The sequence below is a fragment of the Halorubrum laminariae genome (genome assembly GCF_024494655.1).
GTDB classification, from domain to species: domain Archaea; phylum Halobacteriota; class Halobacteria; order Halobacteriales; family Haloferacaceae; genus Halorubrum; species Halorubrum laminariae.
Genome location: NZ_JANHDL010000010.1, coordinates 16,382 through 32,937 on the forward strand (window position 1 = coordinate 16,382; position 16,556 = coordinate 32,937).

General features: G+C 58.2%; 24 protein-coding genes. 15 read left to right on the forward strand and 9 right to left on the reverse strand.

The window, feature by feature from the left end; translation table 11 throughout:
- Positions 1 to 10: 10 nt before the first annotated feature.
- Together NO887_RS14170 and NO887_RS14175 are read right to left on the reverse strand one after the other, a co-directional pair.
- Positions 11 to 838, reverse strand: coding sequence for a DUF6159 family protein (locus NO887_RS14170; protein WP_008523598.1), 828 nt, complete (start codon positions 836 to 838; stop codon positions 11 to 13).
- A 70-nt stretch (positions 839 to 908) separates the two neighbouring features.
- Positions 909 to 1,316 (reverse strand): hypothetical protein, encoded by a 408-nt coding sequence (locus NO887_RS14175; RefSeq protein WP_020931549.1) that lies wholly within the window; start codon positions 1,314 to 1,316, stop codon positions 909 to 911.
- A gap of 176 nt (positions 1,317 to 1,492) precedes the next feature.
- Between NO887_RS14175 and NO887_RS14180 the strand changes: the two genes are divergently transcribed.
- The gene (locus NO887_RS14180; RefSeq protein WP_008523601.1) at positions 1,493 to 1,759 is read left to right on the forward strand and encodes a hypothetical protein; all 267 of its coding nucleotides are present in this window, start codon (positions 1,493 to 1,495) and stop codon (positions 1,757 to 1,759) included.
- A gap of 254 nt (positions 1,760 to 2,013) precedes the next feature.
- Positions 2,014 to 2,376 carry a hypothetical protein gene (locus NO887_RS14185; RefSeq protein WP_008523603.1) on the forward strand — a complete coding sequence of 121 codons (363 nt, stop codon included), beginning with the start codon at positions 2,014 to 2,016 and terminating at the stop codon, positions 2,374 to 2,376.
- 167 nt (positions 2,377 to 2,543) lie between these two features.
- On the opposite strand, the gene NO887_RS14190 is transcribed toward NO887_RS14185, so the two are convergent.
- Positions 2,544 to 2,981 (reverse strand): hypothetical protein, encoded by a 438-nt coding sequence (locus NO887_RS14190; protein ID WP_008523605.1) that lies wholly within the window; start codon positions 2,979 to 2,981, stop codon positions 2,544 to 2,546.
- Between the two features lie 495 nt (positions 2,982 to 3,476).
- Between NO887_RS14190 and NO887_RS14195 the strand changes: the two genes are divergently transcribed.
- The gene (locus tag NO887_RS14195) at positions 3,477 to 4,049 is read left to right on the forward strand and encodes a hypothetical protein (RefSeq protein WP_008523606.1); all 573 of its coding nucleotides are present in this window, start codon (positions 3,477 to 3,479) and stop codon (positions 4,047 to 4,049) included.
- A gap of 120 nt (positions 4,050 to 4,169) precedes the next feature.
- Here the strand turns inward: NO887_RS14195 and NO887_RS14200 are convergent, their stop codons facing one another.
- Positions 4,170 to 4,427: a hypothetical protein gene (locus NO887_RS14200; protein ID WP_008523607.1), complete on the reverse strand. Its 258-nt coding sequence runs from the start codon at positions 4,425 to 4,427 to the stop codon at positions 4,170 to 4,172.
- A 170-nt stretch (positions 4,428 to 4,597) separates the two neighbouring features.
- Here NO887_RS14200 and NO887_RS14205 point away from each other — a divergent pair, with 170 nt between their 5' ends.
- Entirely contained in the window at positions 4,598 to 5,335 is a 738-nt protein-coding gene (locus NO887_RS14205; RefSeq protein ID WP_148291004.1) for a hypothetical protein, read from the forward strand.
- 9 nt (positions 5,336 to 5,344) lie between these two features.
- Here NO887_RS14205 and NO887_RS14210 read toward each other — a convergent pair whose 3' ends face one another.
- Positions 5,345 to 5,983 carry a hypothetical protein gene (locus NO887_RS14210; RefSeq protein WP_256418915.1) on the reverse strand — a complete coding sequence of 213 codons (639 nt, stop codon included), beginning with the start codon at positions 5,981 to 5,983 and terminating at the stop codon, positions 5,345 to 5,347.
- A 380-nt stretch (positions 5,984 to 6,363) separates the two neighbouring features.
- Here NO887_RS14210 and NO887_RS14215 point away from each other — a divergent pair, with 380 nt between their 5' ends.
- Positions 6,364 to 6,804, forward strand: a complete 441-nt coding sequence (locus NO887_RS14215) for a hypothetical protein (protein ID WP_256418916.1) — start codon at positions 6,364 to 6,366, stop codon at positions 6,802 to 6,804.
- 42 nt (positions 6,805 to 6,846) lie between these two features.
- Here the strand turns inward: NO887_RS14215 and NO887_RS14220 are convergent, their stop codons facing one another.
- From NO887_RS14220 to NO887_RS14230, 3 genes are all read right to left on the reverse strand, one after another.
- On the reverse strand, positions 6,847 to 7,422 hold the full coding sequence (locus NO887_RS14220) for a hypothetical protein (protein ID WP_256418917.1): 576 nt from the start codon (positions 7,420 to 7,422) through the stop codon (positions 6,847 to 6,849).
- Positions 7,423 to 7,528: 106 nt separating this feature from the next.
- Entirely contained in the window at positions 7,529 to 7,927 is a 399-nt protein-coding gene (locus tag NO887_RS14225; protein ID WP_256418918.1) for a hypothetical protein, read from the reverse strand.
- A gap of 389 nt (positions 7,928 to 8,316) precedes the next feature.
- Positions 8,317 to 8,562 (reverse strand): hypothetical protein, encoded by a 246-nt coding sequence (locus tag NO887_RS14230; protein ID WP_256418919.1) that lies wholly within the window; start codon positions 8,560 to 8,562, stop codon positions 8,317 to 8,319.
- Between the two features lie 188 nt (positions 8,563 to 8,750).
- Between NO887_RS14230 and NO887_RS14235 the strand changes: the two genes are divergently transcribed.
- Complete coding sequence (locus NO887_RS14235) at positions 8,751 to 9,317, forward strand: hypothetical protein (protein WP_256418920.1); 567 nt, start codon at positions 8,751 to 8,753, stop codon at positions 9,315 to 9,317.
- A 52-nt stretch (positions 9,318 to 9,369) separates the two neighbouring features.
- Here NO887_RS14235 and NO887_RS14240 read toward each other — a convergent pair whose 3' ends face one another.
- A complete protein-coding gene (locus tag NO887_RS14240; protein ID WP_256418921.1) occupies positions 9,370 to 9,663 on the reverse strand; it encodes a PadR family transcriptional regulator in 294 nt (97 codons plus the stop codon).
- Between the two features lie 128 nt (positions 9,664 to 9,791).
- On the opposite strand from NO887_RS14240, the gene NO887_RS14245 reads away from it, so the two are divergent.
- From NO887_RS14245 to NO887_RS14285, 9 genes are all read left to right on the forward strand, one after another.
- Positions 9,792 to 9,959 (forward strand): DUF1931 domain-containing protein, encoded by a 168-nt coding sequence (locus tag NO887_RS14245; protein ID WP_256418922.1) that lies wholly within the window; start codon positions 9,792 to 9,794, stop codon positions 9,957 to 9,959.
- A gap of 75 nt (positions 9,960 to 10,034) precedes the next feature.
- Complete coding sequence (locus tag NO887_RS14250) at positions 10,035 to 10,595, forward strand: TATA-box-binding protein (protein ID WP_256418923.1); 561 nt, start codon at positions 10,035 to 10,037, stop codon at positions 10,593 to 10,595.
- Between the two features lie 85 nt (positions 10,596 to 10,680).
- Entirely contained in the window at positions 10,681 to 11,724 is a 1,044-nt protein-coding gene (gene xseA / locus NO887_RS14255) for an exodeoxyribonuclease VII large subunit (RefSeq protein WP_256418924.1), read from the forward strand.
- A gap of 2 nt (positions 11,725 to 11,726) precedes the next feature.
- Positions 11,727 to 11,909: an exodeoxyribonuclease VII small subunit gene (xseB, locus tag NO887_RS14260; RefSeq protein ID WP_256418925.1), complete on the forward strand. Its 183-nt coding sequence runs from the start codon at positions 11,727 to 11,729 to the stop codon at positions 11,907 to 11,909.
- A 206-nt stretch (positions 11,910 to 12,115) separates the two neighbouring features.
- A complete protein-coding gene (locus NO887_RS14265; RefSeq protein WP_008364407.1) occupies positions 12,116 to 12,394 on the forward strand; it encodes a hypothetical protein in 279 nt (92 codons plus the stop codon).
- 6 nt (positions 12,395 to 12,400) lie between these two features.
- Complete coding sequence (locus NO887_RS14270) at positions 12,401 to 12,820, forward strand: DUF7985 family protein (RefSeq protein WP_256418926.1); 420 nt, start codon at positions 12,401 to 12,403, stop codon at positions 12,818 to 12,820.
- A 28-nt stretch (positions 12,821 to 12,848) separates the two neighbouring features.
- Positions 12,849 to 14,582, forward strand: coding sequence for a DUF8186 domain-containing protein (locus tag NO887_RS14275; RefSeq protein ID WP_256418927.1), 1,734 nt, complete (start codon positions 12,849 to 12,851; stop codon positions 14,580 to 14,582).
- The gene (locus NO887_RS14280; protein WP_256418928.1) at positions 14,579 to 15,436 is read left to right on the forward strand and encodes a hypothetical protein; all 858 of its coding nucleotides are present in this window, start codon (positions 14,579 to 14,581) and stop codon (positions 15,434 to 15,436) included. Before NO887_RS14275 ends, NO887_RS14280 begins: the two co-directional genes overlap by 4 nt.
- 2 nt (positions 15,437 to 15,438) lie before the next feature.
- Positions 15,439 to 16,554 carry a TrbL/VirB6 family protein gene (locus tag NO887_RS14285; RefSeq protein WP_256418929.1) on the forward strand — a complete coding sequence of 372 codons (1,116 nt, stop codon included), beginning with the start codon at positions 15,439 to 15,441 and terminating at the stop codon, positions 16,552 to 16,554.
- Positions 16,555 to 16,556: the final 2 nt, after the last annotated feature.

The window sequence follows — 16,556 nt, forward strand, 5'->3', positions numbered from 1 at the left end:
GCAGTCAGTGTCACGACTCGGGGAAGACACTTGCTGGGTTGCGGTCGGCAAACGGGCCGACACGGCGATCCTCGGTCGCGTACTCGTAGAGTGCGGTGCGCGCGACCATACCGAGGACCTGTGCCGTGATGATCGCCGCGACGACGCAGAGCAGGCCAAGACCCCCGACGACCCATGCAACGATCCCGTGCAGGCCGAGGTAGGCACCCCCCAAGAGGACGATACCGACGAGCGCAACCGGGAGGACGACCAGCGAAACGCCCAGCGAGGCGCTGACGCTTTCGCCCCACGTCTCCTTGAATGCGCTCCCACTCTCACGGAGAATGGTGCGCAGGTCTGCCGTGTCCTCAACGACGATGACGGGGACCACGAAGAAGGTCAGGAGGCCCCACGCGAGGTCGAAGACGAGGCGCGCAGCACTCCCAAGGAAGCCGAACTTGTCGTCGAGGATGTAGAGGATGGTTCCGAGGGTGGCGGACGTGAGCGCCCAAATCGCGACTCCACGGCGCGAGCGCCACGCCGCGCGGAGCCCGTCGTGGACGGTCGGTGTTCCGCCGTCGAAATATTGGAATGCGCAGTGGGCAACGGCGACGTTGAAGAACGCGCCGAGACTCGAGGTGAGCGCGAGGCCGACGAATATCGCAGCGTACGTGATGAGGTCATTCGTGAAAATCGATGCGACCAGACCGTAGTGGAGGGCGACACCGGCCGCGATTGCGAAGCCACTCCCGACGAGCAGGAGGCTGCACAGCGGGAGGACTGCGAGACGGGGGTTCGCCCGGAAGACGTCGAGGCTTCCGTCGACGACGTCAAGCCCCCGACTGAACTTTCCGGACATACAGAAGTTTCGTTACTGAGTCGTCATAAGTCTTCATCTACCGCTTGCTGTGGGTTTCAGACACTGGTGGTTACCGATAGATCGACAGCTCGGTTCGGTACACAACCAGATAGGCAGTCACATAGGCAGCACCCCAAACGATCGCTTGTGGCATACGGTTACTCCCGGAGATGGTCACATCCAGTGCGAGGACACTCACCATCCCGATGATACCCCATCCGATCGCCGACGCGATCAGGACGAACGCAAAATCACCTAACCGACCGAGCGACCAGTCACCGGCAACGACAGGATACGCACCGCCGAACGCCAACACACCAACAACCAGATTAACCGTCGCAGCCGATCCCGGTGATCCGAGAACGGCGTTTCCGAGCGAGACCAAGGGGTAGAACGCAAGTACGAACCCGAACACTGCCAGCAGGAAATCGACAGTCGCTGTCACCCACGAACGTACTCCTCGCTCGGCAGTTGCCATATCTGTGTTTCGTAGTGACGCTATGAGACGTTTGTGGTCCCTCCGCAATGGATTGCAGTCGGGTGGGCACGCCGTTAGGTGAGTTTGTGGAGGAGATCGACGAACGGCGCGTCCCGACAGCTTCACTCGAGTGGCGACGAGCAATCTTTTTGTTGTCGTGAAGCGAATTGCTTCGTATGACTGCTGACACCCCTGAGACTACCGCTCAATACGAGGCGGCCTATCGAGGGGGCCGCGATGCTGTCCTGTCCATCGTTTCTGGTGCGATGTGGGCCGTTCTCGGAGCGTTCGGGGTCGGATTGCTCTGGCTGACTGCCATCGCACTCACCAACGACACCGCAACACCGCCTACATACGCCGCCGCTCTCTTCGGGGCCACACTAACCGTTCTTGCCGGAGACGAACTCTACCACCGCCTACACGGTGGCACTCCGATTTTCTAGTGAATAGCGTGCCCCGTTGGAGTCAACGTTCTAACGAAAAGACGAGGGTGTCATAGAACTCTTTCCAAGGGATTTGTTACTCTCCTAGAGTTAGTGGAAAACACGTTAGGTAGGTATGCGTACTGAAAGAGGTAAGTTAAACAATCGGCCACGTTCTATCTGTAGCAATGAATCGTCGGAGGTTCCTCGCTGGGGCGTGTGGCGGACTCATCGCCACAAGCGGGTGTCTCGGGCTTGGCAGGAGTACACCATTCGTGACAGACCGAGGCGTAGATGCTCTCGACCGTGGGTGTGGCGACAAACAGAACGAAATATCGCCCCGGTACGATGAATCCGCCGACCAGCTCCATCTCGAAGGCGTGTTATCGGGGACAACAGCGTGTGGACCGCTCGATATTACGTACGCTTACAATCAAGAATCCGACCGAGTCATCGTCGAGGTCATTCTACTGAATGACAACGAGTGTGAGTCGTGTACACGCTATTACGAATATGACGCAACAGTCTCGTTCCGGAAGACGCCCGATATTGTGGCGGTGGCCCATTCAGCACCGGAGGACGTGATGGAGATGCGGGCGTTAGTAATCGAAGAAGAGACGACCACAGCCCCTGCCTGAGTATATTCGTAACCATTCGGCATCCTGTCTTGGCGGGCTTAACCGCCCATTCGCCGCCCCCCATTTGCAGACTGTCAGTTAACCGTTTCTGCTGTAGGAAGTGTACACTCTGTACTTACCGTTCAAAACAGGTGTGTCAACCATTCTATGACACCTCAGAAAGACGGTTACGCAGCTGCGTCCGGCTTTGTTACGGTTCGGGCCGCGTACCCGAGCAAGAAGCCAAGGACACCAAGCGGAACACCAAACACGAGTCCCCACCCGACGCCGAGGAGAAGCGTGTCACCAACCGTCGGCGTGCTCGTCTGGCCAGCGCCGACAATTCTGATAAACAAGGCACTCACAGGAGCGATACAGACCAAGAGGCTCAGAACAAAACTCCGGTTCTGATACGTCTGCCACGCCGCCAGCAAAACGAGAACCGTTCCCCCACCAACGATGATCGCTTGGCCCGGCAGGAGGGAATACACCGACTGGTAGTAGCCGGCCACGTAGATGGCGAGGACGAGCGTGAAGAGGCCGAGCGCAATCGCGCTCCATCGTTTGGTCAGCCCGAGATCATCACCGAGGAGGATCGCTCTGACCGGTCTCTTCGTCTCTGACATACGTTCTCATTCAAACGGAGTTCGCATCAATCTTCTGGAAGCATTAGCCGTGGATCTCAGCCTCAGCCCCACCAATTACCAGAGGTTAGTAGCACAATCGTTCTATCAATAGTGAGCTTGAACCTTCGCTGGTTGAATTGGCAGGCAATCCTACGTACTATTCGGCAATTGGAGTCAGGACGCGTTTTTGAGTTCTGCAAGTGCGTATATGATGGCGACAGCTCCGAATAGTATACCAATCGAACCCAGGAGTTGATTTCGAGGAACGACAGTCGTCTGTGACACGACGAGCAGAGACATCAATATCACGTGGAGGGCAAGCAAGCGATCAGTACGGTCTGACATACATCAGTTCCTCATTAACTCCATATGAGCGTTTGGTAGTTCAATCGTCTGTACCGGCAGGTTCACTTGCCGCTCTGAAAAGGACACCGGGGTTGGAACTATTGCTCGTTTGCAAGACACGCTTATGATACAGAGGTGATGACATATGGTATGGATCGCAGCTGGCTCCGGCAGAGTGTCCTCCCCTTCTTACTGCTTGCGTATCCGCTCACGTTCCTGTTCTTCCAGGGCGGCCAGTTCTGTCAGCCGTTGTGCTTCGAGCCGACAGCAGTGGGCGTGACCACGTTGTTGAGTGGCCTCCTCGTGTTGATGTTGGTCGCAGGTGCCCTCGGAACGCGCTTCAGATTCAATGAGCGAGGAGACACTCACCGGATCGTCCGCTGGCTTGGATCTCCCTCACTCCTTGCTGGCGGCATACTCGTGGGGGTGTTCGTCGGGTTTGTTGGCTTCTTAGCGCTCGATACGCTTTCGCTCTACGAAGCGGTCTGGAAACCAATCGTTCTGCCCTTCAGTTTCCTGCTATTTCTCCCGGTGTGGGTGCTCTATATGGCGTCGTTCCCACTCGCCGTCCTGTTCTCAGTAGCTGGCATCGAATCGTCCCCCCTCGTGACGGTAGTATTTCGAGGCGTCGTGGTGTTCATCGGATTCCCGCTCTCCGCCGGGGTTCAGACACTGTTCGTCTCAGTAGTGGTCGAGAGACTCCAGTCTGAAGCTATCGATTAGCACGTCTGAACAAGAATGGGAGACTCGTGAGGTCTTGGGGCGCTCGGGTTCATCGCCGTCCTCGATACCTGAATCGAGTGCGGAGATTCGCTAGGTGGGGGATGGGAGTATGATTTATTCCTAGTCCCAGTGGAGGAGATAGAGAAGATAGGTGCTAGCGCCGGTGATGAGTAACCCGATAGCAGCAAAGGCGATGGCAGTAAAACCGGTTGTAGCTGGAAGGACTGCTATTTGGACGGCTTGGAGGCCAACAAGAACCGTGAACACAGCCAGTATCGTCCAGAAAATGGCCGAAAGGATGGACCATCCGCCCCTAAATACCCCATCTCTTACGGCATACCGTATTTCGGATTCAGTGAGGTCGTCTGACTCTCCCATATTGGCTCTTACGTTCACTATCCATTATCTCTTGCGCTCGTACTGAGCGATAAATTCTTCACCAGGTTCGTTCCGCCAGAACAAGTCTTGGAGAGAGAAAATCGACAGAGCCAAACCGGTGGACTTGAGCAGTTCGTGTCACGCGTATGGCCCTCGTAGGTGGTCTATCTGTGACGACGTTTTTCGGCGGTGCGATGCTCCTCATCGGCGGAATCGTACTCCTTGCGAGTGGACGGTACATCTGGCGAGCGACCGCCGTCCTCCGCGCGACAGACCGTGAGACACTCGATGACGTCTCTCCTAATGCACTCGTTCGAGTTGCCGGCACCGTCACAGCGAGCGATGACGATGTCCTTGTCGCTCCGTTCAGTGGCGTCGACTGCGTCGCATTACGCTACCAAATCGAGGAACGACGACTCTCCTTCCTCTACCTGTTCCCGTGGTACGTGACGGTTTACGAGGCGACAGCAGCCGTTCCGTTTACCGTTCGAACGGAGACTGATTCCGTGTCCGTTGATGAGCCCGTGCAGACAGTCGCACTCGAGTCTCACGTTGTGGAGACGACGCGTGCCACTGCCGAACCGACCGAACGAATTGCCACCTTCGAACGCGACCACGAGGCGATCCCGGCGTCGACGCGGTGGCAGCACCCACCCGGATTTCTCGCACCGCTTGCACGTACGCTCTCACTGGGGACGCGGCGATACAGTGAACAGCGCGCTGCAGTCGGCGCGGACATCACGGTGGTCGGCCGCGTCACGCCTGACAGATCAGGACTCGATCCGATCGTCGTCTCCGATGGCTCACCGATAGCGACGGTCGGACGAATGGCGAAAACGTCGATCGCGGGCGTCCTTATCGGGGTCGTGGGACTACTGCTTGGATACTTCCTCTTGTTCCTCACGTAGCCGGGTCGGTCAACACGCACCGCCTCCGCCGCCGGCCGCAGCTCCAGCTCCGGCACAGCTGGCTGCACTCGCGCTCGCACCGGCCACGGCCGCCGCCCCACCGACGACGATCGCGGCGTCGTCGGTCTGGCTGTAGTCGCGGCACTCGCCCCAGGCGACGGGTGCGATTTCGTCGTCGATATCGTCGGCCGCGAGGACGGGGTCACGAAGCTGCGACAGCGAGAATTCGGGCTCCGTCGCGTACTGGTCGACGAGCGAGTCGGTGAGGAGGACGCGGCGGCACGTCTCGGCCTCGAAGAGTTCGTCGCCGTCGAAGGTGAACTGGATGTCGTAGTGCCGGATGAACACGTCGTCGAAGGGCGCCTGGAGGGCACTCGCGGCTTCGCCGACAAGGTCCCAGACGAGGTCCTTGTCGGGTGTCTCGATGTCCTCGCCGAGTGAGAAGCGCGCGATGGGAACGACGACCGGCTCGCCGTCCGGCCCCTCGTTGACGACCGCGACACCGGTTACGCCACAGTCCTCGACGGCGTACCCCTGTTGTTCGACGGCTGTTCGGAGCGTCTCGTCGGCGTCGTGTTGTCGTGATTCGAGGTCGACCTGTTCGTCCGGCGTGTCGCTGCCGAGAAGTCGTTCGAGCAGGGAGGGCATCGTACCCCGGGATTTTCGTGGTGGGGTCTTTGGTGTTCGGGTGCAGGGTGTCATCGTACTGTTCCCCGGGTTGTTGATTTCCGGACTGTCTGAGTGGATCAGCCGATCGGCAGATGTGCGAGTTGAACGCGAGCATCCGCGCGAGCGGAGTGAGCACGGTTCACCGAGCGCGGAGCGCTCGGCCTTTTTCAGCCGTGTTTTTGCGAGGAGCGGTTCGCGCTCTGCGCGAACCCGACGAGGAAAAAGATGGCTGAACTGAGCGATTCGTGGCTCACCAACCAATCGATTCACTCATTCGGTGCTGTTGATGTTGGAACTGTGCGATACCGCCACTCGTCAGGTGCCGAAACACCTGTAGGGATGTGGGCAAGACTCTCAGTATGCGCGAAGCCCTCCACTCAATTCTGTTCGCAGAACGCTTCGAACGCCGGCTTGACGTGCTGATCGCGGCCGTCGTCGCTGTCGGCACGTTCGTAATGTATGCGACCGGCGGCTTCAGCGTCGATGGTGGCGTCGTTTTCCTCCCTTCGGATGCGACGCTCGTCGGCGCCGTCGCGGCAGCGGGAATTGGCTATCGACGTGGGAGTCTGATCGGCGCGTGGGTGACGGTGTTCGGCGCTTATATCGGCTTCTTCGCTGAATGGGCGTTTCTCGGATTGTCGAGCCACACGTTTGCTGGCAAGCTCGCGTTTCTATTCGATCCGGTCTCGCTTGGGTTGTCCGCACTTGCAGCTGTCGTCATCGGGACGATCTCGTTCGCCGTCGGATATCTCGCTGTGCGGGGTGTCAATACAATCTCAGAGGGGCGTACCGGTTCGTGACACATAGGAGGGTCCGTGTGCCATTTGTGCCACTTGAGGCCGCTACGACGATGACTGATCCTCTGCTGAGCCCCAGTGATTTCGCCAAAGGTGCCATCCGACGACGAGGCTTCCCGCGTAGAGTACGAGCAAGAGTATCGATCGTCCTTGGGCGAGGATCGCGTACAGCACGAGGAAGCCCCCGAGGACGCTCCCGCCGACGAGGTGTAAGAGCGACCCGCCGGGAGTTTGCGCCTGAAGGTCGAGGCCGGTCCACGATCGAATCCCCACCAGGAGGCCAACGAGACCGGCGGTGGTGACGATGGGCAGGCCGGGGAATGTCCACGGGGTCGTCGGCAACGCCGGCGTCTCGCTGAGGATCACTGCCCACGCGAGCAAACTCCCACCGTACCAGACGATGCCCCGGAGCAGTTCCTCGCCCACGATCCGGTGGCGACCGGACGCTTCGAGTACCCCACCCACGAAGTAGAGAATGCCGAGCGGAGCCATGAAGGCGAGCGGCGGCCCCAGGAAGGCGATCGGCCCGCCGACCACCACCGCAAGGAGGGCAAGCAGACCAGCCACCACCGAGATGCCAGCCCCGTATCGGTGGATGGCGAGGAACGTCTCGTGATCCATACGACCGTACTTGTTCGGAGCCTCGCAAAAATCTTGTCCGCACCGTTCGAATCTCGGTTCCTACACCGGCAGCGTCCTCCGCGGCTGTGGCTGGGGAGTGAGAAGGTCACGACGTCAGCTGGGACGTGGATTGGCGCCGACCAATCAGCCAGTACGCGACCGGGAGGCACACGGCGAACGCGACTGGCCAGTACAGCATCTGCGAGATGGGATCGGGTGGGAGCACCACGGCGGAGACGAGGAAGCCGCCCACGCCAGCGACGGCGACGACGGCCGCATACTGTTCTCGTCGGGACGGTGGCTGTTCCCGGTCGTGTTTGCGGCGCCACCAGCCAACGTAGTAGAGGAGGAGAACGCCGGATAGTGGCGCGAAGACGGCCCAGAAGAGAGGATGTGAATCTCCACGAGCGCGGGCATCGAGGGCAACCCATACGCCGACGGCGATGAACACGACCAAGATGAGGATCGTGCCGAGGGCGACGATGAGGGGGAACGCGGGGGACATAGGTTACCGACGTGTCCCATTGGTTGTAGGTTTTTCTGCCCCGAGAACACAGACGATAGAGCCGGTAATTGGTGGCCGTTGAATCTGGAGAGTTGCGGTAGACTACGCGTCGCTCCCGTTCGGCATTCGATCAGCAGTGTCATCGGTGGAGGCAGTTCGTCGGCGCAGCCAATAGCCGAGTAGCAGTACGAAACCAAACACGGCGAGGACCTTTTTCAGGGACATATCCATTCAGAACTACCGTATTTACGAGTCATACGTTTTCTGTTTGACGGTGCGCCTATGGAGTCATAGAACAGTTCACAAGGCGATTAATTTCATTATTGTTGGGATGAATCCCCCACTTAGTAGGTGTGCGAGTGTATCGATAGGACTTCCTAACGTAGTGGTCAGTCGATAAGTGCGAGCACAATATATCCGATGAACAAAGCACTAAGGGTGAATGTGATTGTCATTGTTCCGTCAGGCCAAATCGTGAATCCATCATGTGCCAGTTGAATTGAGAGGAGGATGCTTATCGCGCCGCCAACAAGTATGAAGACAGGCGTCAGTATTATCGCTCGATGTGGATGATTCCACGCATCCCAGTTCCACGCAAGGAGACGGGATGTGAGTTTTTGGGTCATGTCGGTCATATTCAACCAACTGAACATCAGAAGTTAGACGTTGTGGTGTCTCACAGGAACAGTTAGCCGTTATTCAGAACTCTGTACTTAACGACCTCCGCCAGAATATGTTGACCGTTGAGGATTTCAACAGAGCTGAATCGGTGTGTACTGATGAACAGCTGACCGCTACGTACAGGACACCATACTAATGCGCAATGACAGCTGACGACGATCGATTTCAGGCGATTCTCGAGAATCGGAGTGAAGTATTGCGATCACTCTGTGATTCTCCAGCGACGAAGCCGGAGCTGGTAAGCGCGCTTCGCCTCTCGCGGTCCTCTGTCGATCGCGCGATTCGTGATCTCACGGAAGTCGCCTGTGTGACTGCCGAAGGGAACGAATACCGAGCGACGACGATCGGACGTGTTTCACTGACGGAATACGACCAGTACCGAGAGACCACTCACGCGATCCAGGACGCCGACCGATTTCTCAATTACCTGCCCGCGGATGAAGCACCCGACGCAGCACTGCTGGAGGGTGCTGAGATTGCACTTGCAGACACCCATGCGCCAGAACAAGCGCTTGAATCGAGTATTGGCCTCTTCCGTGACGCGACAGTGCTCCGGGTATCAGCATTCGATGGTCCCGTGCCTGGCAACCGTTCAGCGCAGCCAGCGAGACCCGCGATGGAAGTCGTTCCAAGGACTGAGAGAAGTCGGCGCCGTGTCGTCGAAGATTCGTCCGGTGGCGACGTGGAGGGCATCGTATCAGTTGTATGACTCCGTGCGGATGATACAAAGCTTGTGAATACGACATCATCGCCGAGGAAGGCTATGCGGTATTAGAGTCTGTGGAGTCGACGTATTGGTGCTCCCAGTCACGGCGGGCTTCGATTTCACGACGGCCGCGGCGAGTGAGTGTGTAAACGTTCGTCCGTCGGTCCTTCTCGCCTTTCTCAACGAGACCCTTCTCGACGAGCGTATCTAAGTTCGGATAGAGGCGACCATGGTGGATCTCTTTCTCATAGTAGTCCTCGAGTTCCTCCTTGATAGCGAGGCCGTGGGGTTCGTCGAGGCCAGCAATCACGTAGAGGAGGTCGCGTTGGAAGCCGGTCAAGTCGTGCATACTCTTGGCTCCTGAGATGTCTCCCTGAGTCAAATGTCTGTTGTCCCTCGTACGGCAGTGAGACCTCGACAGAAGCCGGATCAGATACCTGTATATTTATACAGAGGACAAACGAACACCGACTGAGTATGGCAGACCTGATCGTCAAATCGGCCGTCAAAGAAGCGCTCAACGACCACAACGTCTCGGCGGATTTCTACGAGGCGCTGGATGACGAGGTAACTGAAGTGCTCGAAGATGCAGCTCGGCGTTCCGAGGCAAACGATCGGAAAACTGTCCAGCCCCGCGATCTCTAGGTCGCTCGGAACGAACCATCCCGCCGCTCGAATTCACTCCCTGTTTTAAGATGCTCGTGACTGGAAGGTAGAGCTATGAGTGTCACAACCGAGTCAATTCAAGTTGAGAACGTGGTTGCATCGTCCGATATCGACCAGGAACTCGATCTTGAAACGCTCTCCGAAGACCTAGGGGCGACCGACTTCGATCCCGATAACTTCCCTGGTCTCGTGTATCGGATGCACGATCCAAAAGCCGCAGCACTCATCTTCCGATCGGGAAAAGTCGTCTGTACAGGTGCGAAAAGCGTTGACGACGTCACGACGGCCCTTGAGCACGTCTTCGAGGAACTCCGCGAGTTGGGCGTCGATGTCGCTGCCTCGCCAGCGATTGAAATCCAGAATATCGTCTCAAGTGGCGATCTCGACCATACACTCAATTTGAATGCCATTGCTATCGGCTTGGGGCTTGAAAATATCGAATATGAACCCGAACAGTTCCCCGGACTCGTCTACCGGCTCGACAATCCGGACGTCGTCGCACTCCTCTTTGGCAGTGGGAAGCTCGTCATCACTGGCGGCAAGCAACTTGATGACGCCGAACAAGCCCTCACGAAGATCGAAAGCCAGCTCAAGGATCTCGGATTTCTGGACTGATTTGGGGACTCGAAACAGGTAATCGGAATCGCTGCCACTAGGGGTTACATTTTTGCCTCTCCTAACCACGTTTTAAGTCGGATCGATGGCCGATGCTGAACGCGAGGTAGATGAAGTCCGCTCCGGGGATGTTCTTTCAGTACAGGAACTGAACGAGTGGATTGCATCGGTCATCGAGGACACGCCTGCCCTCAACGGTGTCCGCTGTATCGGAGAAGTCACTGACCTCCACCAGAACAGTACGGCGCTCTACTTCACGCTCACCGACGGTGACGCCGAGCTCCCCTGTATGATCTGGGCGAACCGCTACCGGAATTTGGACGCCGAGCTCGAAGACGGCACCGAGGTCATCCTCGAGGGCGATATCGACTACTGGGTCGAAGGTGGGAAAATCGACCTCAAACCGTGGGAAGTAATCGTCGCCGGCGACGGCGACCAGGCAGCCGCCGTCGAGCGACTGCGAAGCGAACTCGAAGAGCGTGGCTGGTTCGAGGACGAACAGAAACAGCAACCACCGGCGTTCCCAGAGCGGGTCGGCGTCGTCACGTCCCTCCGAGGGGACGCCCGGTACGACATCCAGAACGCGATTCACGAGCAGGACCCCACCGTCAACATCGTGGTGAAGGACGCAACCGTCCAAGGGTCGAACGCACCGACGTCCATCGCGAACGGCATCCACAATCTCGACCGCTCGGAGGACGTCGACGCGATCATCGTCGGCCGCGGCGGTGGGAGCGATTCGAACCTCCAAGCCTTCAACACCGAGCGGGTCGCGGAGGCGATCTTCACCGCGAATACCCCGGTGGTCACCGCGATTGGACACACTGATGACCGACTCATCGCGGATCAGGTGGCGGACGTCGCGACGATCACGCCGACGGCCGCCGGCGAGTACATCGTGAACTCCCGCCAAGAGTTCCTTGCAGGTGAGATCGAGCCGCTGGAGCAGCAACTCGTTGCCGCGTATGAGACCTTCCAGCAGGAGAACGAACACGAACAAGAACTCGCCGAAGCAGTCGATGAGGCGAGCGCATCCGAGGGCCTCCCACCGATTTACTATAAGGTCGCGATCGCTGTGCTGCTTTTGCTGTTGCTGGTCATCACGGGGCTTTGGCTGGGGGTGATCTAAGCATGGCAAAAGATTCCGAAATCCACGACCGGCTGAGCCGCGTCAAGGAGATCATTGAACAGCTCGACGCGGACGAGTGTGACCTCGATGAAGGCACGGCACTCCACGAGGAAGGTCAGGAGCTCTTGACTGAGGTGCGAGAAATCCTCGACGAAGGAAGTGGAGAAGTCGTGGAACTCGAGTAAGCGAGCTGGCGCTCACTCTTAACCAACAGCCCCTCACTTTTCTCCGGTTTGTTGGTTAAGTCTTTTTCCGCGACATGAACCAGTAATTCGCTTATAATTTATCCAACAATATTAACCACTTGATAGCCAGAAAGCATTTAGGTATTATCCAGCTACCGCGCCAACATGTACCGGGACTCAGCCGGTGCATACCCATACCCACATGTATGATTACGAGGTCAGTCACCATCGAGGACATCGATGATCTGTACCTGATGTGGAACGACCACATCAACGCCTCCGCCCTCTATCGCCGCGCCCTCCGCGAGGAAATGGAAGTCCGCGGTGTTGATCCCGATGAACTCCGCGACCTCCTCGAACGGGCCCGCGAGCAGGGCTACACGCTCGAAGAGATTGCCGAGGACACAAACCGATTCGACGACCTCCAGTCGCTCGTCGAAGAGCAGCAGAACCAGCCAACGGCTGGAGACGCTACTGATGATTGACCCGCTATGTCACAGGACAAGATCCCCTCCGACTCTGAACGTCGCACCGACACCGAGTCACTACTGACGGGCAGGATTCCCAGACAGGCCGCGCTGACGTTCGTCTTCCTGGGCCTGTTCGCTGTCGAGCCAGTTGCCGCTCAGGACAACGCTGTCTGTAGCGCGGACAACCTCCCAAGTATGATTGAGGGATTCTTCCAGCTGACAACCGCGCTGGGGATCGTCGGCCTCGCGATCGTCTGGCAGGCCGATTCCCTCATCGAGATGTTCACCCTCAATCCCGAGCAGAAGAAGGGCCTCAAGCGGCACAAGCGCTCCGCGATGAAGTCCGCGGTCGTCCTCGTTGTCCTCGGCCCGCTGTATACCGTTGCCGGGTCGATGATGGGCCTTCCACTGGCACAGTGCGTCGATCTCGTCCCCTGGTAAACACCCTGCAGTCCCCGTCGTGAGCCCCATGTCCCACCGAGAGCTCTCCGTGCTCATGGTCGGCTTGCTCGTGACGAGCTTAGTCACGGGTATCGTCGCAGCCGACCCGCCGCGACCGGGGACGGAGGGGAACGGTCTCACAGAAAACGAGTCAGCCACGCTGTGGTCTCGCGATGTGGACAATTACATCAGCCAGGAAGAGTACCGCCAGCGATACGGCGAAAATCGCTCCGCCGTCCACCAAGTCGCGAATGGGACAGACATCACATTCAAACGGCCGCCGGAGACCGCGGCGACGTGGACGCGGAACGATTTCGAGGATCTCGATGCTGGCGGGGCAGATACTTCCGTCCATCCACCGCACGCGGACCTTAAGGATGGGCTCTTCATCGAGGATGCCCACGCAACGATCTTCGGGGTCCAGCCCTCCACGCGGGGGCATCTGGAGTCCGGAGAGACACCGTTGTACATCGCACCGAATGGAACGATGCGCGGTTTCGTTGATTACCGCGTTCGCGTACCCAACGGGAGTTCCTCCGGCAACACGACCATCGAGTGGTCGCTCACGGAGCACGAAATCGAAGAGGTCCGGTTGAAGAAGGACAGCGAGACCATCGCAACGCAAGATGGAACCCATACGCCGGCCCTCGACTACCAGATCGAGGATGACTGGAGTGCGAATCTCACGCTGGAAGCGGAGATCAGCATCCGGCTGAAGAAGACTGTCAGGACCGACCTGGGTGACCGGACGGACGTCGACGTCACCTACCGGACGGAATCACGGAACGTCTCCGATTCGATCGCCGTCGAGATCTACGACCTCTCGGCGTCCCCCTACTACGCCGAGTATCCGAACGGCGACGCTGGCGTAGCCATCTTCCAGTCCCGTCCGTGGCAGGGATACACGCTCACAGAAGGTGGTGAGGCACGGGTTCGTGGCGTCTGGCGGTTCTACACGGCTCGGAACACCAACTGGGATACGCTCGTTCGGTCGAATCGGACTGCTAGTGCGACCGTCCAGTCTGACGCAATCCCGGTCTCCGTCCACGCGTATCCCTCGCGGATCGGCCCGCGTGCCGAGCCGGTTCGAGACGGCCCAGAACTCATCGATACCTGGGGGACTGACAGCCCGTCACCGGTCGGGACCATCGGTGAGAACATCAACATCGACATCGTCAACCAGTCGTACACGACGACGTATGGCGTCGCCGTTCGAGCCGAGAACGTCGACCGTGAGGCCCTCCAGGTAGCGGGCATAGTTCGCGGAGTGAATGCCTCAATTGCTGAGCCAGACAGGGGCTCTGAGCGGCAGCTCCGCCGCAGCAATCTCACTGTCGGAGTCATCAAGCAGAATCAGTCGCAAGCGACGCTCAGGTTCGAACTTCGCGACAATCAAACCGGCGCACCGATCACGCTCGACGAGAGCCGTCAATATCCGATCGGTGGCACCACCCGGAACGGGTACATCACGGTCGCGGACCAGCGCGTCGAGACCAATGCCTCGGGGGTGGCGATTGTAACCATCGATGAACCGGGCATCTACACGGCTCGCTACCATCCGGGTTCGTGGCTCGGGCATGACCCGGCGTACGTGAGCGATACAGCGACTGCTCGCTGGCATCCGCTCGGAACCATCGACGGCTGGTTTGCGTTCCTCGTCGAGGTGGGCTGGCAGCTCATCCCGTTCATCGTGATGTTCTACGCGGGACGCCACCTCCTACGGATGCTCGGCCCAGACGACATCTTCGACAGCAATCCATGACTCGACACAACTCACTCAGCAGACGTACCGCCCTCCGAACAGTCGCCGGCGCTGCGCTTGCTAGCGTTGCCGGCTGTCTCGACGACGGTGGGAATACCGAGACGCCCAATGATGGCAATGGCGCTCCAGACGGCCAGAATACGCTCAAGCGCGTTGCCGTCGATGGAACAACTCTCGTCATCGAACTCACTGCGGAAGCCGACGTCGATCAGATCAACCTCATTCAACCGAACGGGGAACTGCTCGGACAGCGCGAAGTCGCCACAGGCTCCCAGCAGGTTTCGTTCGAAATTGGGACCGCTTACGCACCCGGTGAGTACCGCGTGCTCGCATTGAAGGGCGATGAGACCATCGTCGAAACCTCACTTCCCATCCAGCCGGATCTTGGAATTGTGGAGATGGGAATCGGAAGAAATCAGCCCGATAAGATGTGGGACGGGCCAAGCGACGAAATAGCTGAAGAAGCATTCGTGACGGTTGAGAATCAGGGCAGTGGTCCAGAGGCGATAACGAAACTACTCTTCATTGGGGACGTGCCGTATCCCTCAGACGAAGAAGGCACGAACTATGCTGCCAACGAGGACGTGAGTGGGATATACGATGCGGATGCGGATACGGAGGTTGACGAAGTTGTCATAACCGCTGGCGAGAAAATCACGATCTACAGTTCTCGGTCGCCGTTCGCCTTCGTCCCGGGCGGGGGGACATCCTGCACGGACGAACAACAGAGCGGGGAGTTCGACCTCATCCTCGAAACCCAGGTTGGAGCAAATCAAGTTTCGAAAACGTACACTATCCAGTATTCGGCTTCAACAGAGTCTGACAGCTGTGATATCACCATCAATGAGGCGTAGCCATGGTTGACCTGATTGATGTCTTCTTAGAGGGGTTCAAAGACGCCGTCGACTGGGTCATTAGCCTCTTCATGGAGGGGCTGACGGCTGGCTACGAGACTCTGACAGAGGAGATGTTTGGCACGCCGACGCCTGAGACGGATGGGGCATTTATCTTCGGCGACCCGATCAACACTCCCTGGCAGGCAATCCGAGATGCGTTGGTGGGCGGTGAGATCATGCTGATTTCGTTGCTCCTCCTTTTGATGTGCGTCCAAGGACGGCACACGATCCGGATTTTCAATCTCGGGAGTGCATACGAATCTAGACGGACGAAGAAGACCGCCTGGGTTGGAGCGTTCCTTATTATCAGCTGGTACTGGGTGAGTATTCTGGGCCTCTACATAGTGGATGGATTCACGATTGCTCTGATGCCGAGTCTCAGTTCACTAGGTGATGCGATGCTCAATTTCCTCGAAGTCTCTCTAACGAATCCCGGGCTTGCACTCGTATTCGCCCTTCTCGGCGGTCTCTCGATGTGGGCCCTGGAGGCACTGTACTTCATTCGAGAGATTCTCCTCTACGTCTACGTGTATGGAATGCCGATAGCGTTCGCACTTGGCTACGGCAATATCCCGGTTCTCTCCGATATCGCGATGGGATTTACCAAACGGTTCGTCCCGCTCGCAGTTCTTCCCCTCCCGGCAGCAGTAGTGTTCAAAGGATACGATTTGCTCTACTCGCAAGATGCAATTGCTCCAAATAGCGCGTTTCTGAAGTACTTGGTAGCAGTCTCGCTACCCCTGATTGCCCTCTATGTCACGTGGAAGACGTTCAAATACGCGACTCCGCTGACTGCCAAGGTCGTCGGTGGTGCTACGAAAGGGGCGGCACTCGTCGGCGGTGTCGCTGCTGGAGCCTACGTCGGTGGTGCTGGCGTCGCGACGACTGCCGCCCGGTGGGGGCCGAAAGCGGCCGCAGGGCAAGCTGTCGCCCAGAAAGCAGCCGCGCGAGGAGACAATGAAGATCAGGGCAGCGGTAAGCCGTCGTACCGCAGAACCGAGAACGACCCGGGCGAGCCGTCAGCGAACACATCGAATGACAAACGCGGTATGGAGTTTGATCGAGGGATCCAGTAATT

Excerpts from the sequence above, each read along its gene's own strand:
- NO887_RS14195 (WP_008523606.1), top strand. The coding sequence starts at position 3,477 with ATGGATCGCAGCTGGCTCCGGCAGAGTGTCCTCCCCTTCTTACTGCTT.
- NO887_RS14215 (WP_256418916.1), top strand. The coding sequence starts at position 6,364 with ATGCGCGAAGCCCTCCACTCAATTCTGTTCGCAGAACGCTTCGAACGC.
- NO887_RS14230 (WP_256418919.1), bottom strand. The coding sequence starts at position 8,562 with ATGACCGACATGACCCAAAAACTCACATCCCGTCTCCTTGCGTGGAAC.
- NO887_RS14270 (WP_256418926.1), top strand. The coding sequence starts at position 12,401 with ATGTCACAGGACAAGATCCCCTCCGACTCTGAACGTCGCACCGACACC.
- NO887_RS14245 (WP_256418922.1), top strand. The coding sequence starts at position 9,792 with ATGGCAGACCTGATCGTCAAATCGGCCGTCAAAGAAGCGCTCAACGAC.
- NO887_RS14180 (WP_008523601.1), top strand. The coding sequence starts at position 1,493 with ATGACTGCTGACACCCCTGAGACTACCGCTCAATACGAGGCGGCCTAT.
- NO887_RS14200 (WP_008523607.1), bottom strand. The coding sequence starts at position 4,427 with ATGGGAGAGTCAGACGACCTCACTGAATCCGAAATACGGTATGCCGTA.
- NO887_RS14225 (WP_256418918.1), bottom strand. The coding sequence starts at position 7,927 with ATGTCCCCCGCGTTCCCCCTCATCGTCGCCCTCGGCACGATCCTCATC.
- NO887_RS14265 (WP_008364407.1), top strand. The coding sequence starts at position 12,116 with ATGATTACGAGGTCAGTCACCATCGAGGACATCGATGATCTGTACCTG.
- NO887_RS14210 (WP_256418915.1), bottom strand. The coding sequence starts at position 5,983 with ATGCCCTCCCTGCTCGAACGACTTCTCGGCAGCGACACGCCGGACGAA.
- NO887_RS14240 (WP_256418921.1), bottom strand. The coding sequence starts at position 9,663 with ATGCACGACTTGACCGGCTTCCAACGCGACCTCCTCTACGTGATTGCT.
- NO887_RS14275 (WP_256418927.1), top strand. The coding sequence starts at position 12,849 with ATGTCCCACCGAGAGCTCTCCGTGCTCATGGTCGGCTTGCTCGTGACG.
- NO887_RS14190 (WP_008523605.1), bottom strand. The coding sequence starts at position 2,981 with ATGTCAGAGACGAAGAGACCGGTCAGAGCGATCCTCCTCGGTGATGAT.
- xseB (WP_256418925.1), top strand. The coding sequence starts at position 11,727 with ATGGCAAAAGATTCCGAAATCCACGACCGGCTGAGCCGCGTCAAGGAG.
- NO887_RS14220 (WP_256418917.1), bottom strand. The coding sequence starts at position 7,422 with ATGGATCACGAGACGTTCCTCGCCATCCACCGATACGGGGCTGGCATC.
- NO887_RS14235 (WP_256418920.1), top strand. The coding sequence starts at position 8,751 with ATGACAGCTGACGACGATCGATTTCAGGCGATTCTCGAGAATCGGAGT.
- xseA (WP_256418924.1), top strand. The coding sequence starts at position 10,681 with ATGGCCGATGCTGAACGCGAGGTAGATGAAGTCCGCTCCGGGGATGTT.
- NO887_RS14170 (WP_008523598.1), bottom strand. The coding sequence starts at position 838 with ATGTCCGGAAAGTTCAGTCGGGGGCTTGACGTCGTCGACGGAAGCCTC.
- NO887_RS14250 (WP_256418923.1), top strand. The coding sequence starts at position 10,035 with ATGAGTGTCACAACCGAGTCAATTCAAGTTGAGAACGTGGTTGCATCG.
- NO887_RS14280 (WP_256418928.1), top strand. The coding sequence starts at position 14,579 with ATGACTCGACACAACTCACTCAGCAGACGTACCGCCCTCCGAACAGTC.
- NO887_RS14175 (WP_020931549.1), bottom strand. The coding sequence starts at position 1,316 with ATGGCAACTGCCGAGCGAGGAGTACGTTCGTGGGTGACAGCGACTGTC.
- NO887_RS14285 (WP_256418929.1), top strand. The coding sequence starts at position 15,439 with ATGGTTGACCTGATTGATGTCTTCTTAGAGGGGTTCAAAGACGCCGTC.